The 26,022-nt window shown below is 72.4% G+C and carries 24 protein-coding genes; 11 read left to right on the top strand and 13 right to left on the bottom strand.

All coding sequences use genetic code 11. From position 1 onward, the window contains the following. Positions 1–72: 72 nt before the first annotated feature. Complete coding sequence (locus tag ACQPZ4_RS21825) at positions 73–2,268, bottom strand: alkaline phosphatase family protein (protein ID WP_433064120.1); 2,196 nt, start codon at positions 2,266–2,268, stop codon at positions 73–75. Between the two features lie 84 nt (positions 2,269–2,352). Further along, on the bottom strand, positions 2,353–3,084 hold the full coding sequence (locus ACQPZ4_RS21820; RefSeq protein WP_433064117.1) for a GntR family transcriptional regulator: 732 nt from the start codon (positions 3,082–3,084) through the stop codon (positions 2,353–2,355). 163 nt (positions 3,085–3,247) lie between these two features. Here ACQPZ4_RS21820 and ACQPZ4_RS21815 point away from each other — a divergent pair, with 163 nt between their 5' ends. Genes ACQPZ4_RS21815 through ACQPZ4_RS21790 form a run of 6 tightly spaced genes read left to right on the top strand, consistent with a single transcriptional unit; the run spans position 3,248 to position 9,511 of the window. Continuing rightward, positions 3,248–4,186, top strand: coding sequence for a phosphate/phosphite/phosphonate ABC transporter substrate-binding protein (locus ACQPZ4_RS21815; protein WP_433064114.1), 939 nt, complete (start codon positions 3,248–3,250; stop codon positions 4,184–4,186). Positions 4,187–4,198: 12 nt separating this feature from the next. Next, on the top strand, positions 4,199–4,984 hold the full coding sequence (gene phnC / locus ACQPZ4_RS21810) for a phosphonate ABC transporter ATP-binding protein (RefSeq protein WP_433064111.1): 786 nt from the start codon (positions 4,199–4,201) through the stop codon (positions 4,982–4,984). Beyond that, the gene (gene phnE / locus ACQPZ4_RS21805) at positions 4,981–6,690 is read left to right on the top strand and encodes a phosphonate ABC transporter, permease protein PhnE (RefSeq protein ID WP_433064109.1); all 1,710 of its coding nucleotides are present in this window, start codon (positions 4,981–4,983) and stop codon (positions 6,688–6,690) included. The genes phnC and phnE overlap by 4 nt, the downstream gene beginning before the upstream one ends. Then, positions 6,687–7,796, top strand: coding sequence for a TIGR03364 family FAD-dependent oxidoreductase (locus tag ACQPZ4_RS21800; protein WP_433064107.1), 1,110 nt, complete (start codon positions 6,687–6,689; stop codon positions 7,794–7,796). The genes phnE and ACQPZ4_RS21800 overlap by 4 nt, the downstream gene beginning before the upstream one ends. A 9-nt stretch (positions 7,797–7,805) precedes the next feature. Further along, positions 7,806–8,519: a phosphonatase-like hydrolase gene (locus ACQPZ4_RS21795; protein WP_433064105.1), complete on the top strand. Its 714-nt coding sequence runs from the start codon at positions 7,806–7,808 to the stop codon at positions 8,517–8,519. A gap of 2 nt (positions 8,520–8,521) precedes the next feature. After that, positions 8,522–9,511, top strand: a complete 990-nt coding sequence (locus ACQPZ4_RS21790) for a zinc-binding dehydrogenase (protein WP_433064102.1) — start codon at positions 8,522–8,524, stop codon at positions 9,509–9,511. A gap of 13 nt (positions 9,512–9,524) precedes the next feature. On the opposite strand, the gene ACQPZ4_RS21785 is transcribed toward ACQPZ4_RS21790, so the two are convergent. Beyond that, positions 9,525–9,959, bottom strand: coding sequence for an effector-associated constant component EACC1 (locus ACQPZ4_RS21785; RefSeq protein WP_433064099.1), 435 nt, complete (start codon positions 9,957–9,959; stop codon positions 9,525–9,527). Between the two features lie 23 nt (positions 9,960–9,982). Between ACQPZ4_RS21785 and ACQPZ4_RS21780 the strand changes: the two genes are divergently transcribed. Further along, positions 9,983–16,045: a caspase, EACC1-associated type gene (locus tag ACQPZ4_RS21780; protein ID WP_433064097.1), complete on the top strand. Its 6,063-nt coding sequence runs from the start codon at positions 9,983–9,985 to the stop codon at positions 16,043–16,045. A gap of 2 nt (positions 16,046–16,047) precedes the next feature. On the opposite strand, the gene ACQPZ4_RS21775 is transcribed toward ACQPZ4_RS21780, so the two are convergent. Next, positions 16,048–16,599, bottom strand: a complete 552-nt coding sequence (locus ACQPZ4_RS21775; protein ID WP_433064095.1) for a hypothetical protein — start codon at positions 16,597–16,599, stop codon at positions 16,048–16,050. 103 nt (positions 16,600–16,702) lie between these two features. Between ACQPZ4_RS21775 and ACQPZ4_RS21770 the strand changes: the two genes are divergently transcribed. Continuing rightward, positions 16,703–17,278, top strand: coding sequence for a TetR/AcrR family transcriptional regulator (locus tag ACQPZ4_RS21770; RefSeq protein WP_433064092.1), 576 nt, complete (start codon positions 16,703–16,705; stop codon positions 17,276–17,278). On the opposite strand, the gene ACQPZ4_RS21765 is transcribed toward ACQPZ4_RS21770, so the two are convergent. Continuing rightward, a complete protein-coding gene (locus tag ACQPZ4_RS21765; protein ID WP_433066603.1) occupies positions 17,275–17,850 on the bottom strand; it encodes a hypothetical protein in 576 nt (191 codons plus the stop codon). The two genes, ACQPZ4_RS21770 and ACQPZ4_RS21765, sit on opposite strands and share 4 nt — an antisense overlap. Further along, a complete protein-coding gene (locus tag ACQPZ4_RS21760) occupies positions 17,832–18,743 on the bottom strand; it encodes an aldo/keto reductase (RefSeq protein ID WP_433064089.1) in 912 nt (303 codons plus the stop codon). The genes ACQPZ4_RS21765 and ACQPZ4_RS21760 overlap by 19 nt, the downstream gene beginning before the upstream one ends. A gap of 43 nt (positions 18,744–18,786) precedes the next feature. On the opposite strand from ACQPZ4_RS21760, the gene ACQPZ4_RS21755 reads away from it, so the two are divergent. Continuing rightward, a complete protein-coding gene (locus ACQPZ4_RS21755) occupies positions 18,787–19,491 on the top strand; it encodes a hypothetical protein (RefSeq protein WP_433064086.1) in 705 nt (234 codons plus the stop codon). Here the strand turns inward: ACQPZ4_RS21755 and ACQPZ4_RS21750 are convergent. After that, positions 19,478–20,593, bottom strand: coding sequence for a M48 family metalloprotease (locus ACQPZ4_RS21750; protein WP_433064083.1), 1,116 nt, complete (start codon positions 20,591–20,593; stop codon positions 19,478–19,480). The genes ACQPZ4_RS21755 and ACQPZ4_RS21750 overlap by 14 nt on opposite strands. A gap of 46 nt (positions 20,594–20,639) precedes the next feature. On the opposite strand from ACQPZ4_RS21750, the gene ACQPZ4_RS21745 reads away from it, so the two are divergent. Further along, positions 20,640–21,023, top strand: a complete 384-nt coding sequence (locus ACQPZ4_RS21745; RefSeq protein ID WP_433064080.1) for a VOC family protein — start codon at positions 20,640–20,642, stop codon at positions 21,021–21,023. A 207-nt stretch (positions 21,024–21,230) separates the two neighbouring features. Here ACQPZ4_RS21745 and ACQPZ4_RS21740 read toward each other — a convergent pair whose 3' ends face one another. The 4 genes from ACQPZ4_RS21740 to ACQPZ4_RS21725 form a co-directional block, all read right to left on the bottom strand. Further along, positions 21,231–21,737, bottom strand: a complete 507-nt coding sequence (locus ACQPZ4_RS21740; protein WP_433064077.1) for an AAA family ATPase — start codon at positions 21,735–21,737, stop codon at positions 21,231–21,233. Between the two features lie 286 nt (positions 21,738–22,023). Next, a complete protein-coding gene (locus ACQPZ4_RS21735) occupies positions 22,024–22,170 on the bottom strand; it encodes a hypothetical protein (RefSeq protein ID WP_433064075.1) in 147 nt (48 codons plus the stop codon). A gap of 171 nt (positions 22,171–22,341) precedes the next feature. Next, positions 22,342–22,653, bottom strand: coding sequence for a hypothetical protein (locus tag ACQPZ4_RS21730; RefSeq protein WP_433064072.1), 312 nt, complete (start codon positions 22,651–22,653; stop codon positions 22,342–22,344). Positions 22,654–22,724: 71 nt separating this feature from the next. Next, a complete protein-coding gene (locus tag ACQPZ4_RS21725; protein WP_433064069.1) occupies positions 22,725–23,657 on the bottom strand; it encodes an AraC family transcriptional regulator in 933 nt (310 codons plus the stop codon). A gap of 155 nt (positions 23,658–23,812) precedes the next feature. On the opposite strand from ACQPZ4_RS21725, the gene ACQPZ4_RS21720 reads away from it, so the two are divergent. Beyond that, positions 23,813–23,995: a hypothetical protein gene (locus ACQPZ4_RS21720; RefSeq protein WP_433064066.1), complete on the top strand. Its 183-nt coding sequence runs from the start codon at positions 23,813–23,815 to the stop codon at positions 23,993–23,995. A gap of 1 nt (position 23,996) precedes the next feature. On the opposite strand, the gene ACQPZ4_RS21715 is transcribed toward ACQPZ4_RS21720, so the two are convergent. Continuing rightward, a complete protein-coding gene (locus ACQPZ4_RS21715) occupies positions 23,997–24,563 on the bottom strand; it encodes a dihydrofolate reductase family protein (RefSeq protein WP_433064063.1) in 567 nt (188 codons plus the stop codon). 20 nt (positions 24,564–24,583) lie between these two features. Continuing rightward, a complete protein-coding gene (locus ACQPZ4_RS21710) occupies positions 24,584–26,014 on the bottom strand; it encodes an MATE family efflux transporter (protein WP_433064061.1) in 1,431 nt (476 codons plus the stop codon). Positions 26,015–26,022 lie beyond the last annotated feature (8 nt).

Below are 26,022 nucleotides of genomic sequence, written 5' to 3'. Positions count from 1 at the left end.
ATGCGCATGCGTAGATGGCCAGCACAGTGTACGCCCCTCCGCCACGCGGGCGGAGGGGCGTATTGACACGGATCAGCGGACGGTGACGGCGTCGATCATCCAGTACCAGTTGTTGTTCGCGTCGTACATGCGGAACGTGACGCGCATGGTCCGCGCGCCCGCCGGGACCGCGACGGTCAGGGCCTCGTCCTTGGCGATGGCGTCGGACCGGTACGCCTTGACCGTGGTGGCCGGGTCGCCGTCGAACGACACCAGCACGTCGCCCTTCTGGCTGCCCTCCTGCCGGTACAGCGTGGTGTACGCCAGGGTCACCGAGGTGCGCCCGGTGACGGTGTAGCCGGGCGAGCTCAGCGACGAGTCGAACGCGCTGCCGCCGGACTTGTCGGCGAACTCGTCGGTGTCGGCCACCGCGACCACGCCGCGGCCGCGCACGCCGAGCTCGCGGGACTGCCCGGCCTCGGCGCGGGTCCAGAACTCGTCGGTGGTCAGCGCCCAGCCCCGCCACTCGGTGACCCCGCCGGTGGGCATCCGGCTGTTGTCGACGCTCCAGCCGTTCACGCCGGCGTGGCTGAAGCCGAGGACTCCGGCCGGGATGCCGGTCTCGTCGACGCGGCCGGACAGCGCCGGGTACGCGGCGTCGAAGTCGTCGGCGCGGGACGAGAACAGCGAGCGGCCGTCGAGGTTCCAGGCCGGGTTGACCGCCACGCCCATGTGGGTGAGCGCGGTGACGGACACGTCGACGAGGCGGGTGTCGATCGGGCGCTGGCCGGCGGCGATGCCGGGGCCGTTGGCGATGACGAACGTGCGCCGCTCCGGGATCGAGTTGCCGCCGTGGCCGCCGGCGTCGGTGTGGCCGTGGTCGGTGGCCACCTCGATCAGCCAGCGCTCGCTGGAGTACGTGGGACGGGCCCGCACGGCCGCCAGCAGCTGCCCGATCTGCGCGTCGGAGCGGGCCAGCGCGGCCAGGTACGCGGAGCTCGCCGCGCCCGAGGAGTGCCCGGCCTCGTCGATCGCGCCCAGGTAGACGAACGCGGCGTCCGGGTTCTGCTGGCGCAGCACGCGGCCGGCGACGTCGGCGATGCGGGCGTCCTGGCCCGTGTACCCGTTGCCGTCGCCGTCGAGGATCACCCGGCCGTCGATCGCGGCGGAGAACGTGCCCTGGTTGCCCAGCGCCGCCCAGTCCACGGCGGCGAACGTGGACAGCGCCGGGCGGTTCTGCTCCATGCGGGTCAGGAAGTCGGGGAACTGGCCGTACTGCTTGCCCACGAAGCTGTTGTCCCGCACGCCGACCTTGTCCGGCCAGGCGCCGGTGGCGATCGAGGACCAGCCCGGCCCGGAGAGCGTCTGGGCCATCGGCTGGCTGTAGAGCAGGCTCGTGCCGTACAGGCCGCCGGTGATGAGGCTCCACAGGTTCGGCGCGTTGGCCTGGGTGATCTTGTCGTTGCGCAGCCCGTCGAGGCCGATCACCAGGGTCTTGTCCGTGCTCACGCCGCCCGGCAGCGTCGGCGCGACCACCGGGTCGGGCACGGGCGCGGGCGGGGCGGTGATCGGCGTGTTCGCGACCGTCACGTCGTCGATCGCCCAGTACCAGTTGTTGCCCGCGTCGTAGAGCCGCCAGGCGAACCGGGCCGTGGTCGCCCCGGCCGGGACGGCGACCGCCCGCGTCACGTAGGCGTTCTCGGCGTCGCCGCCGCCGTTCGCGTCGGCCGCGTTCGGTCCATAGTGGACGACGGTGCCCGCCGCCCCGCCGTCGAACGAGACGGTGACGTCGGCCTTCTGGTTGCCCTCCTGGCGGTAGTGGCTGGCGAAGCCGAGGTAGAGCGTCGCGGTACCGGCGGGGATGCTGACGGCCTGGCCGGTGAGCGTCGAGTCGAACGTGGTGGTCGCGGTGGGGCTGCCGCGGTCGTCCCACTCGTCGGGATCGGCGACCGCGAACACGCCGGAGGCCCGCGTGAAGTTGCCGCGGTCCTGGGTGTCGGCGCCGGTCCAGAACGGCATCGTGGTGAAGGACCAGCCGCGCCACTCGCGCACGCCGTCGGGCATGGCCGGCTTGACCGCGACCGACCAGCCGGACGGCGCGGTGTGGGTCCAGCCGAGGGTGCCGGCCGGGATGGACTCGTCGAGCGCCGGCTGCAGCTGCGAGGACAGGCCGTCGAAGGTCTGGGTGGCCAGGGTCGCGGCGGCGGCCGGCGGGGCGGCTGCCGCGGTCAGTCCGGCGGCGGCGAGGAGCGCGGCCACGGTACCGATAAACAGTCGTCGATAGGACATGCCGAGCAATTTCGGGGCCCGAGCTGAACCGCAGGCGCCGCCGCGGGGACGGCCCGACGAACGCGGCGGAAAGGTTCGTACCTGTTACCGATCCGAGACCAGGCGCGTCTCGAAGCCGATCCGGTCACCCCGGTACAGCGAGCGGACGTGCTCGATCGGCGTGCCGGACGGGTCGCGGCTGAGCCGCTGCATGAGCAGCATCGGCAGCGCGGGGTTGGTCTGCAGCAGCAGCGCCTCCCGCGGGCTGGCCAGGGCGGTCTCGATGCGCTCGGTCGCCTCGGCCCACACGACGCCGAGGCGTTCCTGCATCCACCGGTACAGCGAGCCGCTCGGATCGAACCCGCCCAGCAGGTCGGGGTACCGCTCGGCCGGCAGGTACGTGGTTTCGAGGCCCAGCGGCTCGCCGTCGGCCAGCAGCACCCGCTCCAGCTCGATCACCGGCGCGGCCGGCTTGATCTCCAGCCCCGCGGCCAGCTCGTCGTCGGCCGGGCGCTCCGCGAACGTCACCACGATCCGCGACGGCGCGCGGCCCATCGCCCGCAGCGCCTCGGTGTACGAGACGAGCGACAGCGGGTGGATGAGCTTGGGCGGGGCGACGAACGTGCCGCGGCCCTGCTGCGCGGTCAGCCGGCCCTCGATCACCAGCTCCGAGATGGCCTGCCGCACGGTCGAGCGGGCGACCTGGAAGCGGGCGGCCAGGTCGCGCTCCGGCGGCACCGGCGAGCCCACGCCGAGGTGCGCGATCTCGTCGAGGATCAGCGCCTTCACGGCGTAGTACTTGGGGACTCGGCCGTGATCGGGAATGCCGGTGCGCATGGGCTCCGACCTTAAGGCACGGCCCGTGGATAACGAAATGGTCACAGGTCCGGACCTTTGGCGCTCGTTTGCGAAAGTCGCCGCGCTCGTTCCCGCTGCGTTCACATCACCTCCCTACCTTGACGGCCGACAATCACGGGTTTGAACGACTGAGGTGAGTCATATGAAGTTCTCCGCTCGGGCGGCGTTGAGCCTGCTCACGGCGGCCGCACTGCTCGCCGGCACGGCGGCCTGCGGCTCGGATGACGACAGCTCGACGTCCGCCGACTCCTCGGCCGCGGCCACCGGCGGCAAGTTCGCCAAGGACCCCGGCACGCTCGTCTTCGGCGTGGTCCCGGACACCGCATCGACGCAGCAGAACTACCAGCCGCTGCAGGACTACATCGCGAAGATCACCGGCCTCAAGGTCGAGTACCGCGAGTCGTCCGACTACGCCGCGCTCATCGAGGCGGCCGTCTCCGGCAAGGTCGACATCGCCAGCTTCTCCGGCTTCACGTACGTGACGGCCAAGAACAACGGCGCCAAGATCACGCCGTTCGCCTCGATCATCACCAAGCAGGGCCAGGAGCCCGGCTACTACTCCGAGGCCATCGCCCCGGCCAACTCCCCGATCAACAAGATCGAGGACTTCAAGGGCAAGAAGGTCTGCTTCGTCAGCCAGACCTCGACCTCGGGCTACCTGTACCCGAGCTACAACCTGCTCAAGGCCGGCATCGACCCGACCAAGGACGTCACGCCGGTCTTCGCCGGCAAGCACGACGCGTCGGCGCTCAAGGTCTCCCAGGGCAGCGAGTGCGAGGCCGGCTTCGCCGAGGACGTCGCGGTCGAGGCGCAGAAGGGCCTGAAGACCATCGCCAAGACGTTCGTCATCGGCGCCCCCATGACGATCGCCGACGGGCTGCCGGCCGACCTCAAGCAGAAGGTCGTCGCCGGTCTGCAGAACGTCACGATCGACCAGATCAAGTCGGCCGGCATCCCGAACGCCGACAGCGACAACTTCAAGAAGACGTTCTACGCCCTTGCCCCGGTCGACGACGCGAAGTACGACATCATTCGCGACCTGTGCAAGCAGACCAAGGCCGCGGCCTGCAACGCGGGCTGAGGACATAACGCCATGACGGTCGACGACACGGCACCCGCGGTGGTCGAGGTGCACGGGCTCAGCAAGACCTTCGGACAGGTCGCCGCCCTGCGGGACGTGTCGCTGACGGTCGGCCGCGGTGAGATCGTCGTCCTGCTCGGGCTCTCGGGCTCGGGCAAGACGACGCTCCTGCGGCACATCAACGGGCTGGAGAGCCCGACCAGCGGCTCCCTGACCGTGCTCGGCGAGGACCTCGGCGCGCTGCGCGGCCGCGAGCTGCGCCGGATGCGGGGCCGCATCGGGATGGTCTTCCAGCAGTTCCACCTGGTCAGCCGGCTCACCGTGCTGGAGAACGTGCTGACCGGGGCGCTCGCGGGGCTGCGCGGGCCGCGGCTGGGGATCGCGGCGTACCCGCGCGACCTGCGCCGCCGCGCGCTCGGCCAGCTCGACCGGGTCGGCCTGCTCGACAAGGCCTACCAGCGGGCCGACACCCTCTCCGGCGGCCAGCAGCAGCGGGTCGCCATCGCCCGGGCCCTCATGCAGAGCCCGGAGATCCTGCTCGCCGACGAGCCGGTCGCCTCGCTCGACCCCGAGTCGAGCGACCAGGTGATGGCCCTGCTGCGCGAGATCGCCGCGGAGAACCAGCTCACCGTGGTCTGCAGCCTGCACCAGGTCGAGCTCGCGCTCGTGTGGGGGCAGCGGATCATCGGCATGCGCAGCGGCAGCATCGTGCTCGACTCGCCCGCGGCCGAGATGACCCGGGAGACGGCGATGCGCATCTACGGGCGGATGACGGCGTCGCTGGCGGAGTCCAAGTGAGCACGACGGACGCACCGGGAGTACCGACGCCGCTTGATCTTGAAAAGGCGGTGCGGCGGCCCGGTCCGTCGCGGGCCGGCGTGGTCGCCGGCGTGCTGCTCGTCGGGCTGCTGGTGTTCGCGGTCTGGTCGCTGAGCCAGATCGGGTTCACCGCCGAGACGTTCACCGAGAGCGCCGACAAGGTGCAGCCGTTCCTGGACCGCATGCTGCCGCTGCGGTTCCCGCCGATGGCCGACCTGTTCACGTCGATCGGCATCACGCTCGGCGTGGTGCTGTGCGGCACGGTCATCTCGGCGGTCCTCTCGGTGCCGATCGCCTACATCTCGGCCCGCAACACCAGCCCGCGGCCGTGGCTGATCCCGATCGGGCGGGCCATCGGGGTCGTCGCCCGCGCGGTGCCCGACGTGGTGCTGGCCATGCTGTTCGTGCTGCTGTTCACGCTCGGCTCGCTGCCGGGCATCCTGGCCATCGCGCTGCACTCGATCGGCATGATCTCCAAGCTCTTCGCCGACGCCATCGAGCAGATCGACGAGGGCCCGCGCAACGCGATCCGGGCCACCGGGGCCTCGCGCGGGCAGGAGTTCTGGTCGGGGATCTTCCCGCAGGTGCTGCCGTCGTGGATCGCGACCACCCTGCACCGCAGCGACATCAACCTGCGCGGGTCGGTGCTGCTGGGCTATGCGGGGATCATCGGGCTCGGGTACGACCTGCGGCTTGCGCTGGAGTCGTTGGCGTACAAGCGGGCCATGGCTTTTGCTCTGGTTATTTTCCTGCTGTGCGTCATCTTCGAGATCATCTCTACGTCCATTCGGGCGCAGTTGCTGGGGACCGCGCCCGCGGGGAACAGCCTGGGGGCGCGGCTCGCGCGGCGGCGGACTGCTTCTCCTTCTGCACAAAGCGGACATTTTGCCTCCGTTGACGCCGCCCTGCGCAGGCCGTGGACCCGGGACCGCGTCGTCTCGACCAGCGGCATCGTGGCCACCGTCGCGGTGCTCGTCGGCGCGGTGATCGTGTCGCAGGCCAAGTGGCTCGACCTGTTCACCTTCTGGAAGCAGCTCCCGCTGCTGTTCGAGCGGGCCTGGCCCCCGTCGATCGAGCCGCGCACCTGGTCCGACGTGTTCGACGCGCTGCTGGTCACCCTGGAGATCGCGGCCGCCGCCACGCTGCTCAGCCTGGTCGCCTCGCTGCTCATCGGCCCCCTCGCGTCGCGCAACGCCGCGCCCAACGGGGTCGTGCGCGGCGCGGCCCGGCTGGTGCTGCTCATCGTCCGCTCGATCCCCGAGCTGATCCTGGCCATCGTGCTGATCATCATCACCGGCCTCGGCCCGCAGGCCGGCACCATCGCCCTCGCGTTCGTCGGCGTGGGCCTGCTCGGCAAGCTCATCGCCGACTCCCTCGAGGAGGCGCCGCTCGGGCCGCAGACCGCCGTACGGTCCGTCGGCGGCACCCGCACCCAGGTGTTCTTCTCGGCCACGGCGCGGCTGAGCGTGCCCGCGCTGATCGGGCACACGCTGTACCTGTTCGACACCAACATCCGCTCGGCGACGGTGCTCGGCATCGTGGCGGCGGGCGGGATCGGGTACTACCTGATCGACGCCACCCGCGTCTCCCGCTACGACCAGGTCACCGCGTTCGTTCTCGTGCTCGTCGCGGTCGTGCTGGTCGTCGAGGGCATCTCCATGGTCATCCGCCGGGCGCTGCGGTGACGGCGGACGACACCTTCGACCTGGCCGTCGTCGGCGCCGGCATCGTGGGGCTCGGCCACGCCGCGGCCGCCCACGCGAGCGGCCTGCGGGTGGTCGTCGTGGACCGGGCCAGCGAGATCGTCGGCGCCTCCGTGCGCAACTTCGGCCACGCGTGCCTGACCGCCCAGAGCGGCCAGGCGCGCGAGTACGCCGAGCGCTCCCGCGAACTCTGGCTGCGCTACGCCGGGCGGGCCGGCTTCTGGGCCCGCGAGTCCGGCACGCTCGTCGTCGCCCGCGCCGCGGACGAGCTGGCCGTGCTGGAGCAGTGGGCGGGCGGCGAGCCCGGCGTCACGCTGCTCGGCGCGGAGCAGCTCGCGGATCGCGTTCCTGTCGCCGGTACCGTCGGCGGCGCCTTCCTCCCCCGCGACCTCCAGGTGGACCCGCGCGAGGCCGCCCCCGCCCTGGCCCGCCACCTCGCCGCCGAGGGCGTGGAGTTCCGCTGGCGCACGGCCGCGCTGGGCGTGACGGACGGCGTGCTGCACACCGCGCGCGGCCCGATCCGCGCCGAGTCGATCGTCGTCGCGGTCGGCCACGACGTCGACCACCTGTTCCCCGACGTCGCCGAGAAGGCCGGCGTCGTGCGCTGCGGCCTGGACATGCTCCTCGTCGAACCGGGCGCGCTGCGGGCCCCGCTGGCCGCGCCGGTGCTCACCGGATGGTCGCTGCTGCGGTACTCCGGCTTCTCCGCCACCCCCGCCGCCACCGCCCTGCGCGAACGGCTGTCGGCGGAGCACCCGGACCTGTACGAGCTGGACCTGAACCAGATGTACACCCAGCGCCCCGACGGCACCCTCGTCGTCGGCGACACCCACTACCGCGGCCTGGCCGTCGCCCCGTTCCAGCCCGAGTCCTCGTTCGCGGCGCTGGCGCAGGTCACCCGCGAGCTGTTCGGCCTGCGGGAGCTGCCGGTCCGCGAGCGCTGGCAGGGCGTCTACGCCTCGGCCCCGGAGCCGTTCCTCATCGCCGAACCGGCCGAGGGCGTCCGGATCGTCTCGGTCACCACCGGCATCGGGATGACCACCGGCCTCGGCCTGGGCGAGACAGTTGTGACCGACCTACTGAAATAAGGACGCGACATGCGATTCGAGACCGTGGTGCTGGACCTCGCCGGAACGACCGTCAAGGACGACGGCCTCGTCGAGCAGAGCTTCGCCCGCGCCTACGACCGGGTCCTGCCCGGCAACCCCGGCCGCGCCGCCGCCATGGAGCACGTCCGCGTCACCATGGGCCAGTCCAAGATCGAGGTCTTCCGCGCCCTGGCCGACGAGGAGACCGCCCAGCGCCTCAACACCGCGTTCGAGCAGTCGTACGCCGAACTCGTCGACGAGGGCCGCTGCGAGCCCATCCCCGGCGCCGAGAAGGCGGTCCGCGAACTGCGCGAGCGCGGCCTGCACGTGGTCTTCACCACCGGCTTCGGCCGGGCCACCGCCGACGCCGTCATCGCCGCCCTGGGCTGGCAGGACCTCGCCGAGGCGGTCCTGACGCCGGCGGACGCGGGACGGGGTCGCCCGTACCCGGACCTGCCGCTGACCGCCCTCCTGCGCACCCGCGCCAGCTCGGTCGCCTCCCTGGTGGTCATCGGCGACACCGAGTCGGACGCGGCGTCGGGCGTGGCCGCGGGCGCGGGCCTGGTCGTCGGCGTCCTGACCGGCGGCCGCCCGGCCGAGTCCCTGCGCGCCGCGGGCGCCCACGAGGTCCTCACCTCGGTGGTGGACCTGCCGTCCCTGATCGACGCCCGGTCCCTCGACGCCGGGTCCCTCGGCGCCGGGTCCCTCGGCGCCGGGTCCTGACGGTGGCGACCGCGCGCTACGCCCGCTGGGACGGTGTGGGCCGGCCGTTCGAGCTGGTCGAGACGGACCTGCCCACGGCCGGCGTGCTGGTCGAGATCGAGCTGGCCACGGTGTGCGGGAGCGACCTGCACACCGTGGCCGGCCACCGCTCGGCCCCGACCCCGACGGTCCTGGGCCACGAACAGGTCGGCCACGTCGTCGCCACGGGCGAACGGGTCGTCTGGTCCGTGGCCGTCTCCTGTGGACAATGCCGCCGTTGTACTGCCGGCAGGCCCCAGAAATGCCTGCTCCTGCGCAAGTTCGGCCACGAGCGCATCGACTCGGACTGGACCCTGAACGGCGGCTTCGCCACCCACGCGATCCTGCCGCCGGGCACCACCGTGGTGCCGGTCCCCGCCTCGCTGCCGGCGGCGGTGGCGGCGCCCGCGTCGTGCGCCACGGCCACGGTGGCGGCGGTCCTGGACGCGGTACCCCCGGTGGCGGGACGCCGGGTCCTGGTCACGGGCGCCGGGCTGCTGGGCGTGACGGTGACCGCGATGGCGGCCACGGCGGGCGCGGAGGTCATCGTGAGCGACCCGGACCCCGACCGCCGCGCGCTCGCCCTGCGCTTCGGGGCCTCGTCCGTCGTCGCGCCTTCCGCGTTGCCCTCAGGCGTGGACGTGGCGCTCGAGTTGTCGGGCTCGCCGGTTGCCGTGGCGGGGTGCCTGGCCGCCCTCGACGTCGGCGGGCATGCGGTGCTGGCCGGGTCGGTGTTTCCGGGGCCCGCGGTGCCGGTCGATCCGGAGCGGGTGGTACGCAACCTGCTGACGGTGACGGGGGTGCACAACTACCGGCCGGAGCACCTGGCGCGGGCGGTCTCGTTCCTGGCCTCGAACCATGAGCGGTACCCGTTCGCCGAGCTGGTGGCCGCGCCGTTCGGGCTGTCGGAGCTGGAACGGGCGTTCGCGGCCACCGGCCCGGCGCTGCGCCAGGCCATCGACCCCTCGCGCTGACCGGTGCTCCCGGTCAGGCGTCGAGTTCCTCGTTCGGGATCGCGCGGCGAAGCGCCTCGAGCAGCACCGCCTCGGAGACCGTGTCACCCGTGACGGTGACGCGGTTGACGACCGTGTCGTCGAGCTGCGTCACGATCTCGATCGACCGGCGCCGGTCGCGCTTGAACCAGAGATGGATGACCTGCACGACGCCGGCCACCGCCCCGGCGCTGCCGAGGCTCAGCCCGAGCTCGTGCGCCCACCCCTTCTCGCCGGTCAAGGGCGGCCGAAGCGGGCCACGAAGCAAATAGCGAGCGTCTCTCAAGTTTGCTTCGAGATCGGCCGCCGCCGATTGCCGGGCCGGATGGTCGCGCTCGACTCCCGAAATGCCCGGCTCGACCGTGATCAATAAACTCGACATCGCACTCCCCTGGTCGCCATCCGCGGTCGTACAGTAGACCATCGACATGGCGGCCGTCGGCAGGAACTGATGTGCACAAGGCGCTTCTGATCTGCAACGCGGAATACACGGACGATCCCGGCGGGCTGCCGAATCTGCGCGGTCCGCGCTGCGACGGACAACTCCTGCGGGATGCCCTCACGGACGACAAGACGGGCATCTTCGCGCCCGAGAATGTCACGCTCCTGCTGAATCAGCAATATCTGCAGATGCTCCGCGCGATCAATGTCTTCTTCCGCCAGGCCACGCCCGACGACGAGCTGCTGTTCTATTTCAGCGGCCACGGGTGCATCGAACATTCGCAGCTCTACCTGTGCGCGTCGGACTCCAACTCCGGGCTGCTCCCGAGTTCCTCGGTGGGCAGCGACTCGATCAAGTCGATCCTGCTCGGTTCCGTCGCCACCGCGAAGGTGTTTCTGCTCGACTGCTGCCACGGCGGCGCGTTCGGCAAGGGCGCACCCGCCATCGCCGAGCACCTCTCCGGCCGCGGTCTGTTCACCCTGGCCTCGGCCCCGTCGAGCGAGTCGGCGAAGGACGCGGCGCGGGACGGGCAGCCCAGCCCCTTCACCCGGGCGCTGGTCGAGGGCCTGACGTCCGGGGCGACGGCCGACGAGTCGGGCAACGTCAACCTCGAGAGCCTCTACAACTACGTGCGCCGCACGCTGGCCGGCAGCCCGGAACCCAGCTGGATCATTCAGGGCGTCGGCAGCCCGCTCATCGCCCGGCGGCCGGTCGAGACCCCGGCCGAGCCGGTCGCCCCGCCGCCGGTGGCGGAGGCCGGCGAGGAACCGCCGGCCCCGGCCGCCACGGTGCCGGCGGCACACAGCCCGGACTTCCTGTCGTCGATGACCGATGCGACCTCGGTCAGCGCGCTGCGGGTGGCGAACTTCCGCCGCGAACTGCGCGAGGACATCGCGCGGCGGATGCCCGAGCAACTGTCGGCGGTCGAGTTCCTCCAGCGGGCCCACCTGATGCAGGCCGGCCGGCTGACGGTGGCCGGCGCCCTGCTCTTCGGCGAGGACCCGGTGGCGGTGCTGGCGACCGCGATGGTGCAGTGCAGCCGGTTCCAGGGCGGCACGATCAAGAAGCTCGATCTGTTCGGCAGCATCCCGGAGCAGATCCAGGAGGCTCGCCAGTTCGTCGAGGACCTCGCGCGCCGCGGCGAGATGCCGACCGAGCACGACGCGCTGTCCCAGCCCGTGTACGACTACCCGATGATCGCCGTGCGCGAGATCGTCGCCAACGCGCTGGTGCACCGGGACTACGAGCACCGGACCGCATGCGTCCACGTGCAGATGCGCGAGGACCGGCTCCGGGTCATGAGCCCGGGGACCTGGGCGGGCGGCCCGTTGCCGGAAGGCGAGACGGTCCCGCTGGCCAGCCTCCAGACCGAGTCGCACAAGCGCAATTTCCGGCTCGCCTCGATCCTGACCTGGATGCGGGTCGTGGAGGGCGAGGGCTCGGGCATTCCGCGGTCGTTGCTCGACTGCCAGCGCATCGGCGCGCCGATTCCCCAGGTCACGCAGTCCCACGGGATGCTGATCGTCGAGATCTTCCCGCGCGCCGACCGGGGCGGCGGCGCAGCCGAACAGAGCGGTGCCCCACCCCGTGACGTCCAGGCGCTGGCCTCCGGCCTCGCCCAGATGCCCGAGTTGCTCGATCCGGGTGCGCGCCAGCGGCTCGTCGAGCAGCTCCCGGCGGCGGTGCAGAGCGCGATCGCGCGGCATTCGATCGCCCGGACGGACATCGAGCGGATCGTGACCACCGCCTGCGCGTTTCCCGGCGGCGCCCAGCTGTTGTACTCGGCCGTGCTCGGCACCGGGGTCTCGGGCAATTTCCGGGCCGCGTTCGGTCCCCTGCTCGGCCGGCCGGAGATCGCCGTGCCCGCATTCCGGGGCGCCCCGGGCGGCGGTCCGAAGGCGTACATCTCGGCGACGCAGAAGGACCTCCTCGACTGCCGCAGCGTCGTACATGACGCGTTGCGTCGCTTGGGCCTCGTGGACGTGGCGATGGAGGCGTACGTCGCCGACGGGCGCCCGCCGCTGGAGCGGTGCCTGGCCGACGTGGCCGCGTGTGACATCTACATCGGGCTGTTCGCCTGGCGGTACGGCTTCCGCCCGACCGGCCATGACCAGTCCATCACCGAACTGGAGTACCGCGAGGCGGTCCGGCTCAACAAGGCCTGCTACATCTTCCTGCTGTCCGAGGATGCGGCCTGGCCCCTGGTTCACGTCGACCGCGGCGAGGACTTCGAACGGATGACCGCGCTGCGGGAGGAACTGCGCACCAACCACGTCTGCAGCTTCTTCACCGGTCCGGAAGACCTCTCCGCGCAGGTCACGGTCGCGCTGGCCAATTATCGGGCCCCGGAGGACCGCGAACCGGCCGGGGAGGCGGGCGGGCCGCTGGCCCAGGACCAGGTCGAGGCCTATCTCGGCCGGCTGCGCCAGCAGTACCAGGGCGTCGAGCTGGACGTGCTCAATCCCGAGCCGACGATGGACTATCTCAGCGTCGGGCTGCAGTCGGTCTTCGTGGAGCCGTCGGTGCGCGAGGAGGCCGCGCCCGAGGTGCCCCGGGCCTGGAGGCAGCGGCTGCAGGCCGAGGATGATCCCGAGCTGCCCGACGACCGGCAGCAGGCGGTCCTGCTCCGGGAATCGTACGAGCTCAAGGCCCGCGAGCAGCTCTTCGACGTGGTGGCCGACCCCGGCCACCGGCGCGTCGTCATCCTGGGCGATCCGGGCTCGGGCAAGTCGGCCGTGACCCGGTTCCTGGCGCTGAGCCTGGCCGGCGGGTCCGTGCCGGCGCGCCTGACCGGGCTGCGCGACCACCTCCCGGTGCTCATCGAGCTGCGGTCGTTCCTGGCTCACCTGGGCGACGGGCGGTGCGAGAGCTTCTTGGACTACCTCGACCACCGGGCCGACACCGACCAGCTCGGCCTGCCCCGCGAGGGGCTGACCCGGCACCTGCGCGGCGGCGGCCGGGCGCTGTTCCTCTTCGACGGCCTGGACGAGATCCTCGACCCGCAGCGCCGGGACGCCACGGCCATCCAGATCGCCGGGTTCGCCGCCCAGTTCCCCAGCGCGCGGGTGGTGGTGACGTCGCGGGTCGCCGGGTACGCGCGGCGGACCCTCACCGAGGCGGGCTTCGACCACTTCACGCTCGACGACCTCGACGACGAGCAGATCGAGCAGTTTCTGTCCGGCTGGCAGGCGCACACCGCGCGCACGCAGGAGGACGAGGCCGCGGTGCAGCGGGCCCGCATCCGCGACGCGATCGCCGACTCCGCCGCGATCCGCGAGCTGGCCGGCAACCCGCTGCTGCTGACCATCCTCGCCGTGATGGCCCGCGACCAGGAGCTGCCCAAGGACCGCTGGAAGCTCTACGACCACGCGGCCGAGGTGCTCCTCGTGCACTGGGACGTGAACCGGCAGCTGCGCGAGCACCACAACGCCGAGCTGGACGAGTATGCGACGAAGGCGCTCCTGCAGCGGCTGGCCCTGTTCATGCAGTCGCGGCCGAGCGGCCTGTCGGGCAACTACATCGCGAAGCCCGAGCTCGTCGTGGTGTTCGAGGACTACCTCGTCGAGCGGTACTCGTACTCGCGCGGCATCGCGAACGCCATGGCCAACACGATGATCGACCAGTTGCGCGAGCGGAACTTCATGCTCGGGCGGTACGGCCCGCGGCTCTACGGCTTCGTCCACCGCGCGTTCCTGGAGTTCTTCTGCGCCCAGGCGATCGTCGAGCGATTCCAGCGGGGCGACCCCGAGTGGACCCTGGAGCGGCTGCGCGGGCTGTTCGCCGAGCACTGGGCCGACGCCGACTGGCGCGAGGTGCTGCGGCTGATCGTGGGCCGGCTGCGGGACCGGCCGGCGGGCGAGCTGATCGAGATGCTGGCGGTCGAGGTGAACCGGCCCTGGCCGGCCGAGGAGTTCCCGCAGCCGCCGTGGAACCTGGTGCTCGCCGCGCAGTGCCTGGCCGAGGTGGCCGACGTGCGCACCGTGGCGATCGCCGCCCAGGCCGTGCTGCGCCAGCTGATCCTGTTCATCGAGCACGGCATCTCGGTCGCGGACCGCACCACCGCCGAGATCGTCGAGGCCGCGATCCTGCCGACGGTCCGGGTGCTCGGCGAACGCTGGCCGGGCCGGGCGGCCTTCATGTTCTGGTACCGCCGCCGCGGCGTCCGCGTCAGCTGGATCACCGGCTCGTTCGCCACGCGGATCGCCGCCCTGCTGGCCACACCGCAGGACGGCATCGAGGACGTCCTCGACGACCTCCTGGGCGACATCGCCGATCGCCGGGCCCGGCAGGCCCTGATCGCCGGGCTGGCCGAGGTCGCGGCCGCGCCCCGGTCGGCCGGCCTCGCCCGCCGTGCGCGGTGTGCGGCGCTGCTGGCCGGCCGGGCCCGCGACGACCAGGGCGGCGCCGTGCGCCTGGCCGCCGTCGAGGCGCTCGTCGCCCATTTCGGAACCGATCCGCAGACCACCGAGCTGCTGGTCGAGCGCGCGGCCGACGATCCGTACCCGGAGGTGCGGCTGATGGCCGTGCGGGCCCTCGGCGCGCGGGACGAGCTCGGCGACGCGGCGGGCACGGTGCTGGTACAGCTGGCGGGCCGGGATCCCGCCGAGCCGGTACGGCGGGCGGCGGTCCAGGCCCTCGGGCGGCACCTCGCCGACCGGCCCAAGTTCGAACGGCTGCTCAGGGACCTCGTCCGGGACGACCCGGACGCGGGCATCGTCGAGTCGGCCACCCATGCCCTCGTCGAGGGGGCCGGGGCCGACGTCCGGGCATTGCTCATGGGCCGCGCCGCGGACGAGCGAAGCGAGGCGGTGCGCCGGTGTGCGCTGCGCCTGCTCGCCGAGCGGTACCCGGACGAGGACCTCCCCGTGCTGCTCGCCGACGCGCTGCGGCACGACCGCGATCCCCGGACCCGCGCCGAGGCCCTGGAGGTGCTCGTCCGCCTCGAGCAGGCCGGACCCGCGGTGCTCGCCGACGTCGCCGCGCACGACGGCGACGGCGGGCTGCGGCTCGTCGCGCTGCGGACGCTGACGGAGCGGTACCCGGCCGACCGCGACGTGCTCGTCCGCGCCGCGACCGCCGACCGCGACGCCGACGTGCGCGCCTTCGCCCTGAGCCGGCTCGCCGAACTCTGGCCCGACGACGACACCGCCATGCTGCTCGTGGACCGCGCCCGCCTGGACGATGCGGCCGTCACCCGCCTGACCGCCACCCGGCTGCTGGACGAGCAGTTCGCCGGCGACTCCCGGACCCGGTCGCTGGTCATGCGGCAGGCGGCCGAGGAGGTCGACCCCGTCGTGCGGCTCGCCGCCGTCCGGGCCCTGATCCGCCTGAGCGGCGGGTCGCCCGAGGTCCGCGAGCAGCTGCTGGACCGCATCGGCTCGGACACCGAACCCAGGATCGTCAGCGAGGCCGCCGAGGCCATCGCCGACTGGCCCGACTACCGCGGGCGGGTCCTCGACCGGCTCGCCGGGCAGGCCCGGCGCGGCACCGACACCCGCGTCCGGCTGGCCGCCCTCGAGACCCTCGTCGCGAGCTTCCGCCCCGACGAGCCGGCTGAGCTGCTGCGCGAGCTGGCCGCCGAGGAGCCCGACCCGCAGGTGTTCCGCCTGGTCGCCGAGAGCATTGGACCGGAGCACATCGGGGCGCAGGCCTTGGCGGCACTGCTGACGATCCGCGCCGCCGCGCCCGATCCCGCGATCCGCCGCGAGGCGTGCAGGCTGCTCGGCCGCCGGTTCGCCGACGACGAGCAGGTCCGGACCGTGCTCATCGACCGCGCCGAGCACGACGACGACGTCGGGGTACGCCGGGCCGCCGTGGCCGAGCTGGGCGCCTCCGCGTGGCCGCATCCGGAGGTCCGGACGCTGCTCGAGGCGATGGTCGACGACCTCGACTGGTCCGTGCGCCGCAGTGCCGTGCACGCGCTCGGGCAGCACTACGGCGACGACGAGACCACCCGCACGCTCTTCGCGCAGCGGGCCCAGGCCGGCCCGGACGAGGACACCCGCCGCCTCTTCGACCAGGCCCTCACCTGGCTGCCCGGGGCCGATCCGGAGGACCTTCCCTCGGTGGTGTGACGCTACGGCTTGGCCGGGGCCAGGACGTTGCGCGGGAGGCGGAGCGCCGACACGAGGAAGAAGATGCCGCCGACGAGGGCGTAGCCGGCCACGTTGGACAGCTGGGGGTTGTCGGCCGCGGCGGCCAGGATGAACGAGGTGCCGGCCAGGGCCGAGAGGCCGCCGCTGAGGATCATGGGCCATTGGCCGCCCTGGGTGCGGCGGCGGAGGGCTACGAAGAGCTGGATGAGGCCGGCCACGATGGCCCAGGCGCCCCAGACTCGCAGGACGGCCGGGATGCCCGACGCCGCCGCGAAGGCGATGCCGATGGTGGCCAGGGTGCTGATGGCCATGTTCGCGTAGAGGCCCGCGCGGGAGGCGTCAGCTTGCGCGTTGCCGGCGCGCGACGAGCGGGCGTCGATGATCGCGGCGGCCACGTCGAACGCCGGGTACAGCACGAGCAGGGTCACCGCCAGCGGGCCCAGGTCGGCCTTGGTGGTGAACAGCAGGACGGCCCAGATGGCGGCGAAGCCGAACCGCACGAGGTACAGCCGACGCAGTGCCGACGCGTTCATCGGGAGCTCCTTTTGAGAGGTAGAACGTTCTGTCTACCGACCACCATGACAGCTCTTCGTTCGCAATGCAAGACCGAACGTTCTATCGCGTAAGATGGCAGGCATGGTGCGCAGCAGTGATACCTCCGTGAAGCCGTCCGAGGCGCGGGAGCGGTTGCTCGGCACGGCGAGCCGGATCTTCTACGCCGAGGGCATCCACGCGGTGGGAATCGACCGGATCGTGGCCGAGGCGCAGGTGACCCGGGCCACGTTGTACCGGCACTTCCCGGGCAAGGACGACCTGATCCTCGCGTACCTGCGGCAGGCCGACCAGGACATCCGCGCACAGATGGGCGGGGCGCTGGCTGCCGGTATGCCGGCCGATGACGCCATCCGGGCCATTGCGAACGCGATCGCCGAGGGCATCCGCTCGCGCGGGTTCCGGGGGTGTGCGTTTCTCAACGCTGTCGCCGAGTATCCCGATCCGGCGCATCCGGTGCATCAGGCTGTGCTGGAGCATCGGCAGTGGTTTCTGGACACGGTCACCGGGCTGCTGGCGCACCTCACGGACGAGCCTGGACCGGCCGCGCGGCATTTCGTGATGCTGCGCGATGGAGCTATGGCCGCGGGGTGCCTGTTCGACCCGGCGCTGATCGGGGAGACCTTCCGCGACGGGGTAGAGGCCCTGCTGCGCCGCTAGGCATAGGGCGCCGTGATCGGCGGATCGGGGCTGTACGCCCTCCTCGACGACGCCGAGGAACACGTGGTCGACGCTGGACCAAAGCGCCGTTGAGCGAGGACGCCGTTGAGCGAGGGCGCCGTTGGACGAGGGCGCCGTTGGACGAGGACGCCGTTGGACGAGGACGCCGTTGGGCGAGGACGCCGTTGGACGAGGACGCCGTTGGACGAGGACGCCGTTGGACGAGGACGCCGTTGGACGAGGACGCCGTTGGACGAGGACGCCGTTGGACGAGGACGCCGTTGGACGAGGACGCCGTTGGACGAGGACGCCGTTGGACGAGGACGCCGTTGGACGAGGACGCCGTTGGACGAGGACGCCGTTGGACGAGGACGCCGTTGGACGAGGACGCCGTTGGACGAGGACGCCGTTGGACGAGGACGCCGTTGGACGAGGACGCCGTTGGACGAGGACGCCGTTGGACGAGGACGCCGTTGGACGAGGACGCCGTTGGACGAGGACGCCGTTGGACGAGGACGCCGTTGGACGAGGACGCCGCAAAGCCAGTGCGCTGTTAGGCGAGGTCGTCCCAGAGAGCATCGGGGATCGGGTGCTCCAGCAGGGCCGCGCTCTGTTCCATCTCGGCCGCCGAGCGGGCGCCGACCACCACGGCGGCTACCGACGGGTGGCGGAACGGGAACTGCACCGCGGCCGCCAGCACCGGTACGCCGTGGCGGTCGCAGGTCTCGCGGATACTCCAGGCCGCCGGATCGGTCTCGTCCAGCAGCGCGCCGCCCTGGTACACCCCGGCGGCGAGCAGGGCCACGCCGCGCTCCAGGCACAGGGGCAGCAGGTCGTCCGCGCCCGTACGGTCCAGCAGCGTCCAGCGACCCGCCAGCATGACGCAGTCGATGCCCGGGTCGGGTACGGCGCGGATGAAGCGGGCGGCTACGTCGGCGTGGTTGACGCCCAGGGAGATTGCGGCGATCCGGCCCGTCGCGCGCAGGCGGGCCAGGGCCGGGTACGCGGTTTCCAGGGCCGCTGGGAAATCCAACTCGGGGTCGTGAATGTGCAGGACGTCCACGCGGTCCAGGGCGAGTCGGTCGAGGCTGTCGGCCAGCGAGCGGTACACGCCGTCGGCGGTGTAATCCAGACGGGGGCCCAGTCCCGGTGGCGGGTCGGCCCAGATCGGTTGGCCGTCCGGGCCGCCGGGTTCGATGAGGCGGCCGACCTTGGTGCACAGGACGAACTCGTCGCGCGGGCGGGTGCGCAGGCGGCGGCCGGCTCGGCGTTCCGAGCGGCCGTAGCCGTAGACCGGGGCGGTGTCGAACAACCGGACGCCCAGGCGCCAGGCGGTGTCGATGGTCTCGTCCGCGTCCAGGGTGGAGACCGGGGTGTGCAGGCCGCCGATCGAGGCGAGACCCAGGCCCAGCCGGGTGACGGACAGCGTGGTGCGGCCCAGTGGGACGTGGTCGGCGGCTCGCACGCGGACCACGGTACCGAATCGCACCGACTACGGTTATCCAACAATGGATGGACGCGAGTTCGACATTCCAACGGCTGAGGGATTGTTCCTGCTCCGCGATGTCTCGGCCGACACGCGCGCGGCGCAGCGACCCGCCGCCGACGCGGCGCGGATTCCCGGCAGTCGCGGCGGGCGGATGATCGGGGCGGCCGGGGCGGTGCTGCGCGTGCGGTGCGCAAGCCAGTACAGCCGGCCGCGACTGATCCTGGAACTGCTCGACGGGCCGCCGACCGACGCCGACGCCGACGAGACCCCGCTCGACCGGCCGCCCGGCGAACCCAACACCAACGAGACCCCGCTCGACCGGCCGCCGGCCGAATCCAACACCAACAACCCCTTGCTCCATGGGTCGCCCGGCGAATCCAACGCCAACGAGACCCCGCTCGATGGGTCGCCTGCCGAATCCAAGGCCAACGAGACCTTGCTCGATGGGTCGCCTGGTGAATCCAACGCTGATGGGAGTTGGCATTGGGAGGTCCGCACCGTGTTGGATTTTCCGACCGGGCGCATCCTGATCGAGGGCGACACCGACGAGGGAGCGTTGCCCGAAATCCCGCTGCCCGGCGGGCCCGGGCGGTACGGGGTTGCGCTCGGGCACGCGGGGCGGGCGGAGCACCAGCGGCGCATCGCCGGAGCCGGGAATGAGGACTGGCCGGAGATTCAGCGGCTCGAACGGTACAAGATCAGGGTTTGGTTCATAGGCGTTTGAGGGTGCGGGCCGAGCGGGCGGCCGGCTCCGCGAGTTCGGCGTCGATGCGTGCGTTCTGGGCCGAGGTGACCACCACCGCGGCCGACTCGGAGGTCAGTGACTCCAGGGCCCGGGAGCGCAGGCCGTTCGGCGGGTGGGAGTCGAACAGCGACACGTTGTCCAACGAGGACTCCCGGCGCGCGGCCAGGTTGGGGCGGACCTCGACCAGGAGTTTGGCAATCGTCTCCGGCCACTCGGCCAGCGGGCGGCCGGTCCGGGCGTTGCGCATGACGAGCATGACGACGCTGTCCCGCAGCAGCAGGATATCCAACAGGTCGACCGCCGCCGTGCGGCCGCCGACCGTGGCGGCCAGGCGGTCCGCTCGGTACTCCGCCCGCTGCCCGTCCCGCACCGCCAGCAGTGCGATGCCCACGCGGAACGGCAGGATCGCCGCGCGCAGTACGCCCGTGACCAGGCCCAGCACGAGCCGGGTCACGATGCTGGCCACGCCGACCACCGGCTGCAGCCACTCGTCGACCCGTTGCAGGGCGATCACCGCCGGCGACACGAACAGGCCGCGGCGGGGGTCGCCGTTGACGAAGTGGCCGAGTTCGTGGCCCAGCAGGGCGACCCGCTGCTGCGCCGGGAGGGAGACCCACAGCGGCAGGCCGAGTACCAGCACCGGGCGGCGGCGTAATCCAACGAGTGTTGCGGAGGCGTTGAACACGTCCTCCTCGACGTAGACGGCCGGGATCGGGGCGGACAGTGCGGCCGCCACGTGGCCGATCAGGCGGTGCAGCTCGGGTGCCTCGGCCGCGGTCACCTCGGTGGCGTATTTCGGTACGCGATTGAAGCGCGGGCGCAGTTCCACCGCCATGGCCACCAGCGGCAGGCCTGGGACCAGGCCGAACCCCGGGAACGACAGGCTGCACAGCCACAGGCCGAGCGCGAGGAGGGCGAGGATCAGGAAGTACAAGAGCAGGCTTGTGATGATGAGCAACGCGGACGTCGCGCGGCCGCCGGGCCGGCCGGCGAGCTGCGCCCCGAACGCGCTCAGGCTGTGCCGCCGGGCCAGCGCGTGCGACCAGCGGCCGAGCCGGCGAAAGAAGAAGTCTCCCGTCACGGCGAAGATCATGCACCGCCGATCGCCGAAAGGATAGATTGCGGCGGTGGCGACATTCTGGACGCTCGGCTGTGACGCCGACGACCCGCAGCGGCTCGCGGCGTTCTGGGCGGGCGCGCTGGGCTATGTCAAGGAGGCCGGGTTCGACGAGCCCGGTAATGCGTCCATTGTGGACCCCGACGGGCGTGGGCCGGCCATTGGATTCTTGAGGGTGCCGGAGGGCAAGACGGCCAAGAACCGGATGCACATCGACGTACGCGTCGCCGGGCCCGGGCCGTGGGACATGGCCGAGCGGGCCCGGCTGATCCGCGCGAAGGTCCCCGAGCTCGTCGCGGCCGGGGCCACCGTGGTCCGCGAGGAGCACTACGGCGACGAGCTCGGGCACGTCGTCATGCTCGACCCCGAGGGCAACGAGTTCTGCGTGGCCTGAACCCGCCGCACCTGACGACGTGACCTGAGCCCGCCACACCCGATGACGTGACCTGGGCCCGCCGCACCCGATGACGCGGCCCGAGTCCGCCGCACCCGACGACGTGACCTGAACCCGCCGCACCCGATGACGCGGCCCGAGTCCGCCGCACCCGACGAGGTGGCCTGAACCCGCCGCACCCCGTGACGTGGCCTGAAACAATCCGCCTCACCCGGTGAAGTGGATCGCCTCCAGCCGCGTCGCCCCCGCCCGGTCCATCCGCGTGACCGAAGCGGCGTCGTGCGTCGCCTCGGCGCCGTCCATGAGCTGCCGCCAGTTGCGGCAGTGCGTCGCGAACGACGAAGGACGCACCCGCCGCCCGCGCGACTCCTGCCCGGCAAGGGCATCCCGCGGGTGTACGTCCAGCAGCAGCAGATGCACCGGCCGGCGCGACCGCCGCGCGGCGGTGAACAGCATCCGCCGGACCCAGGACTTGGTCGCGCACTCGTGGACGACCACGGGGCCCGGCGCGCGCAGGGCCAGCAGCACCCGCGCGTAGTGGGTCACGTGGACGATCGGGCGCCACCAGCGGTACGGAAGCCGGCCCAGGTACGGCCGCCACCACGTGCGCGTGTGGTCCGAGTCGAGCACGCGCACGCCCGCGGTCCCGGGCGGAAAGAGGCGCCGCAGCAGCGTTGTCTTGCCCGCGCCGGGGACGCCGGCGACCACCAGCACGACGTCCGCCCGATAGAAGAGAGCCGCAACGGCGGGGCGAGCCCCAGCCGCTACGGCGGAGCGAGCCTCAGCCACGACGGCGGCACGGGCCTCCGCCGCCACGGCGGAGCGAACCTCAGTCGCAATCGCGGCACGAGCCGCAGCCGCAACCGCCGGACGAGCGTCAGCCTCGACCGCGGCGGAACAAGCCTCAGCCGCGACGGCGGGGCGAGCGCCAGCAGCGACGCCGGCACGAGCCCCAGCCGCGACCGCCGGGCGAGCGTCGGCCGCGACCGCAGTCAAGGCCTCAGCCGCGACGGCGGACACGGGACACGACCTGCTGCAGACGGCGGCGGTTCTCAGGCTTGCGCAGCTCAACCTGCGCGCGGGAGACGAGGCGCTGCCCCTGCGGGCTGCTCAGGAACCGGCGAATGCGGTCGGCGATCGTGGGCATCGAGTGTCCTTCCCGCCGCCGACGCGAGCCGAACTCTCGCATGCGAGACCTCGACCCTGTCCGCGGCAACACGTATGTCACCTGCTGGGTCGAAGGTCTCGTCCACCCCGGGGCGGGGCCCGGCCACCGGGAGCCACAAGGGCCCCGAACTGACGGCGAACCGGCGAAGGACTACTCCCCTTCGCGACCAAGAGTACCCGGCCCCCGCGAATCCGCCACCTCCGTGCCGTGCGGCACCCGGACCAGCGCCGGCACGCCGGCCGTCCGGCAGCGCGACGGCGTCGAACCAGTCCCCGCCGGCCGCAGTCTCGGCGTCGGCGTCGGCGTCGGCGTCGGCGTCGGCGTCGGCGTCGGCGTCGGCGTCGGCGTCGGCGAGCAGGCTGCTCCGGCCGCGAGCAGCACCCGGAGCAGCACGGGCACCCCATCGGGCATCAGCTCGCGCTGCAGGGCGCCGATGAGGTCGCGGGCCTCGGCCTCGGCCACCCGCCGCTGGGCCGGGTGCCACTCCGCGGCTCGCCGGCGCGCTGCGACAGCTCAGCCATGACACACATCTGTCACGCCCGGCGCAGGGTGTGGCTCGGCGGACGGCCGTAGGTGGCGCGGTAGTTCGCGGTGAAGCGGCTGTGGTTGGCGAACCCCCAGCGGGCCGCGACCGCCGTGACCGTGGTCGATGCCGGGTCGGCGGCGGCCAGGTCGCGGTGGGCGTGTTCGAGGCGGACCCGCCGCAGGTACGCCGTCGGGGTGGTGTCCAGGTGGCGCCGGAACGCCAGCTGCAGCGCGCGGACGGTGATGTGGGCGGCTCCGGCGATGTCGGCGATGCTCAGGTCGCCGCCGGGGTTGCCGTCGATGAACGCGATCGCGCGGCGCAGGGAGGCCGGGTGGGCGTCGTGGCGGTCCTCGATGGTCGGGTCGGTGCGGGCGGTGTTCGGGAAGACGGTCAGGGCGGTGGCGGCGAGCAGGCGGGCGGTCGTGCCGGCGATGAGCGGGTTGTCGGTGCAGTCGTCGCGGCCGATCAGGCCCAGGGCGAAGTCCAGGACGTCGTTCCAGCGCGCGGTGGCGGCCGCGTCGACGGGGCGGTACGCGGTGAAGCGCACCGGTTCCGGCGGGGCGACCTCGGTGAGCAGGGCCGGGTCGAGGTAGGTGACGTCGGCGTCGAAGTGGTCGAGGTCGCAGCTCCAGGCGCGGTCCGGCTGGCAGGCCAGGAACGGGTCGCCGGGCGCGTAGTCGGTCGACACGCCGCCGGTGCGGTAGACGGCGGTGCCGGCGCGCACGCGGCCGAAGGTCAGCAGCCCGAACGGGTCGCCGGCGCCGGTGAAGGACATGCCGTAGGTGACCCGGGAGAGGGTCGCGTGCGCGCCGAGCGTGGTCCGCGCCATGCGCATGTAGGCGCGGCCGCCGATCACGTCCATCCGCATCCGGGCGAACGTGTCGCTGATCATCCGCTCGGCCGCGCCCGCGTCGCGCGTCTCGAACACCGTCGTCGTCATCGTCTCCGGGCACCGCCCTCCGGTCGCGACCATACGACCGGGGTGTGCCGCTGTACATCAGACGAACCGCCTATACGTTCCGCGCATGCGGCGGCCGGCCGGGACTTCGTCTGCGGGGGTAGCCGCCGAGCGGCGGGCGGGCCACGGTGACCAGCATGGTCGAACCAGCTCCGGCGCCGGCCATCTACGAGCGGGTCCCGGCGTCCGCGGTGGCCGAGGCGCTGGCCGCCTCGGCGGCGCTCATCGCGGAGTCCGAGCGCATCCACCGGCAGTCGCTGCAGCTGCGCAGCGCGGCCCGCACGCGCGACCGGCCCCGGTCCGCCGGGAACCCCGCCTGAACTACGGGGCGGGCGGGCCGTCGAGCACGGTCGGGACGTACTCCAGCAGCTGGAGCCGGCCGTCGAAGGTGCGGTGCTCGACCAGGTCCAGCTTCAGGTCGGGGTAGCCGTCGAAGAGCCGCTCCCGGCCCGTGGCGCCGGTGATGACCGGGAAGACCACGACCCGGTACCGGTCGACCAGGCCGGCCGTGAGCAGCGAGCGGCTCAGCGACAGGCTGCCCAGCGTGCGCAGCGGCAGGTCGGACTCCGCCTTGAGCTTGCGCACCGCCTCCACCGCACCGCCGGTGATCAGCCGGGAGTTGGCCCACGGGAGCGGCTCCTGCAGGGTCGAGGAGAACACGATCTTCGGCTGGGCGGTCAGCGCGTCCATGCCCTGCTCGCCGGGGGCCTGGGTGGCGAAGCCGTGCATCAGGCGGTACGTGGTCGCGCCCATGAGCGCCGCGTGCCGCTCCTGCTCCCCCAGCCAGGCCAGGTACTCCGGCCCCTCCATCCCCCAGAAGCCGGGCCAGCCCTCGGCCGCGCCGTAGCCGTCGAGCGACATGATGAAGTCCACCGTCAAGGTCTGCATCGACTCAACCTAACCGCAGCTCAGGCTTCCAGCACGGCTTCGGCGCGCTCCGGCGAGCCCTCGGCCAGGCCCCGGTCGATCGCGCGGCGGGACACGAGCCACATCGCGACGCCGACCAGGAAGACGATGATCTCGGTGACGGTCAGCGCCCAGATGATGCCGGCCAGGCCGAACCACACGTTGCCGAGGATCACGATCGGGATGAACAGCACGCCCTGCGACAGCGACATGACGATCGCCGGCACCGAGCGCCCGGCCGCCTGGAACAGCGAGGTCAGCAGGCCGGTGAAGCCGTTGACGACCATGGCCGTGAGCTGGGCCATGAGCACGGTGACGCCGATGCCGAGCACCGAGTGGTCGGCCGAGAACAGCGACAGGACCTGCTCGCGGAACAGGAAGACGCCGACGAAGAACACCGCGGCGACGGCGCCGACCGTGGTCGCCGCGGCCCGCAGCGCCGCGTTGAGCCGGGCGCGGTCGCCCTTGCCGTAGGCGTACGCGAGCAGCGGCAGGACGCCGATGGTGACGCCCATGATGAGGAACTCCGGCACCTGCGCGATCCGCACGGCGACGCCCATCGCCGCGAGCGGGCCGTCGCCGTAGCCGGCCGCGAGATTGTTGAGGACGAGGGCGGTGACGATCAGGAAGCCGGCCTGCAGCAGCTCGCCGGAGCCGACGCCGAAGACGGGCTTGAGCACGGACGGGGAGAGGGTGAACCAGCGCGGGGCGAGGCTCACGTGCTCGCTGTTGCGCTGCAGCCAGAAGGCCCAGTACGCGACGCTGACGAGGTTGGCCAGGCCGGTGGCGAGCGCGGCGCCGCCGACGCCCCAGGGCAGGACGAGGATGAACAGCACGTCGAACACGAGGTTGGCCACGGTGGAGGCGATCAGGCCGATCATCGCCTGGCGGGCGGCGCCCTCGGCGCGCACGAGCTGTTCGAGGCAGAACGCGGCCGCCATGACCGGGACGAACGCGAGCATGACGGCGACGTAGGAACGCGTGGCCGGTACCGCCGCCGCATCCGCACCCAGCAGCCCGACCAGCGGGTGCAGCAGGAGCAGCCCGAGCCCGCCGAACACGGCGCCGGCGAGCACCGAGCCCCACACGGCGAACGACGAGACCCGCTTGATCTCGCCGGCCTTGGCCGGGTCGCGCTCGGACGCGCCGAGCAGCCGGGAGATGAGCGCGCCGCCGCCGACCCCGAACACGCTGCCGACGGCCATGACCAGGCCGAGCAGCGGGGTGCCGAAGGTGACCGCGGCGAGCAGGGCGCTGTCGTGCAGCGAGCCGATGAACCCGGCGTTGATGACGTTGTAGACGGCGCCGACGATCATCGCGGCGGCCATCGGCACGCACAGGTGCACGAGGGCGCGGGCGATCGGGGCGGCGGAGAGGTACCAGCGGTTGCTGCCGACGGTCTCGGGTGGCGCTTCCAAGGTCATGGTGCTCATGGCGATCT

Origin of the sequence: Dactylosporangium sp. CS-033363 (assembly GCF_050942475.1) — a bacterium.
GTDB lineage: Bacteria > Actinomycetota > Actinomycetes > Mycobacteriales > Micromonosporaceae > Dactylosporangium.
The sequence above is the reverse complement of the archived record's forward strand: the minus strand, read 5'-3'. Positions and strand labels throughout refer to the sequence as shown.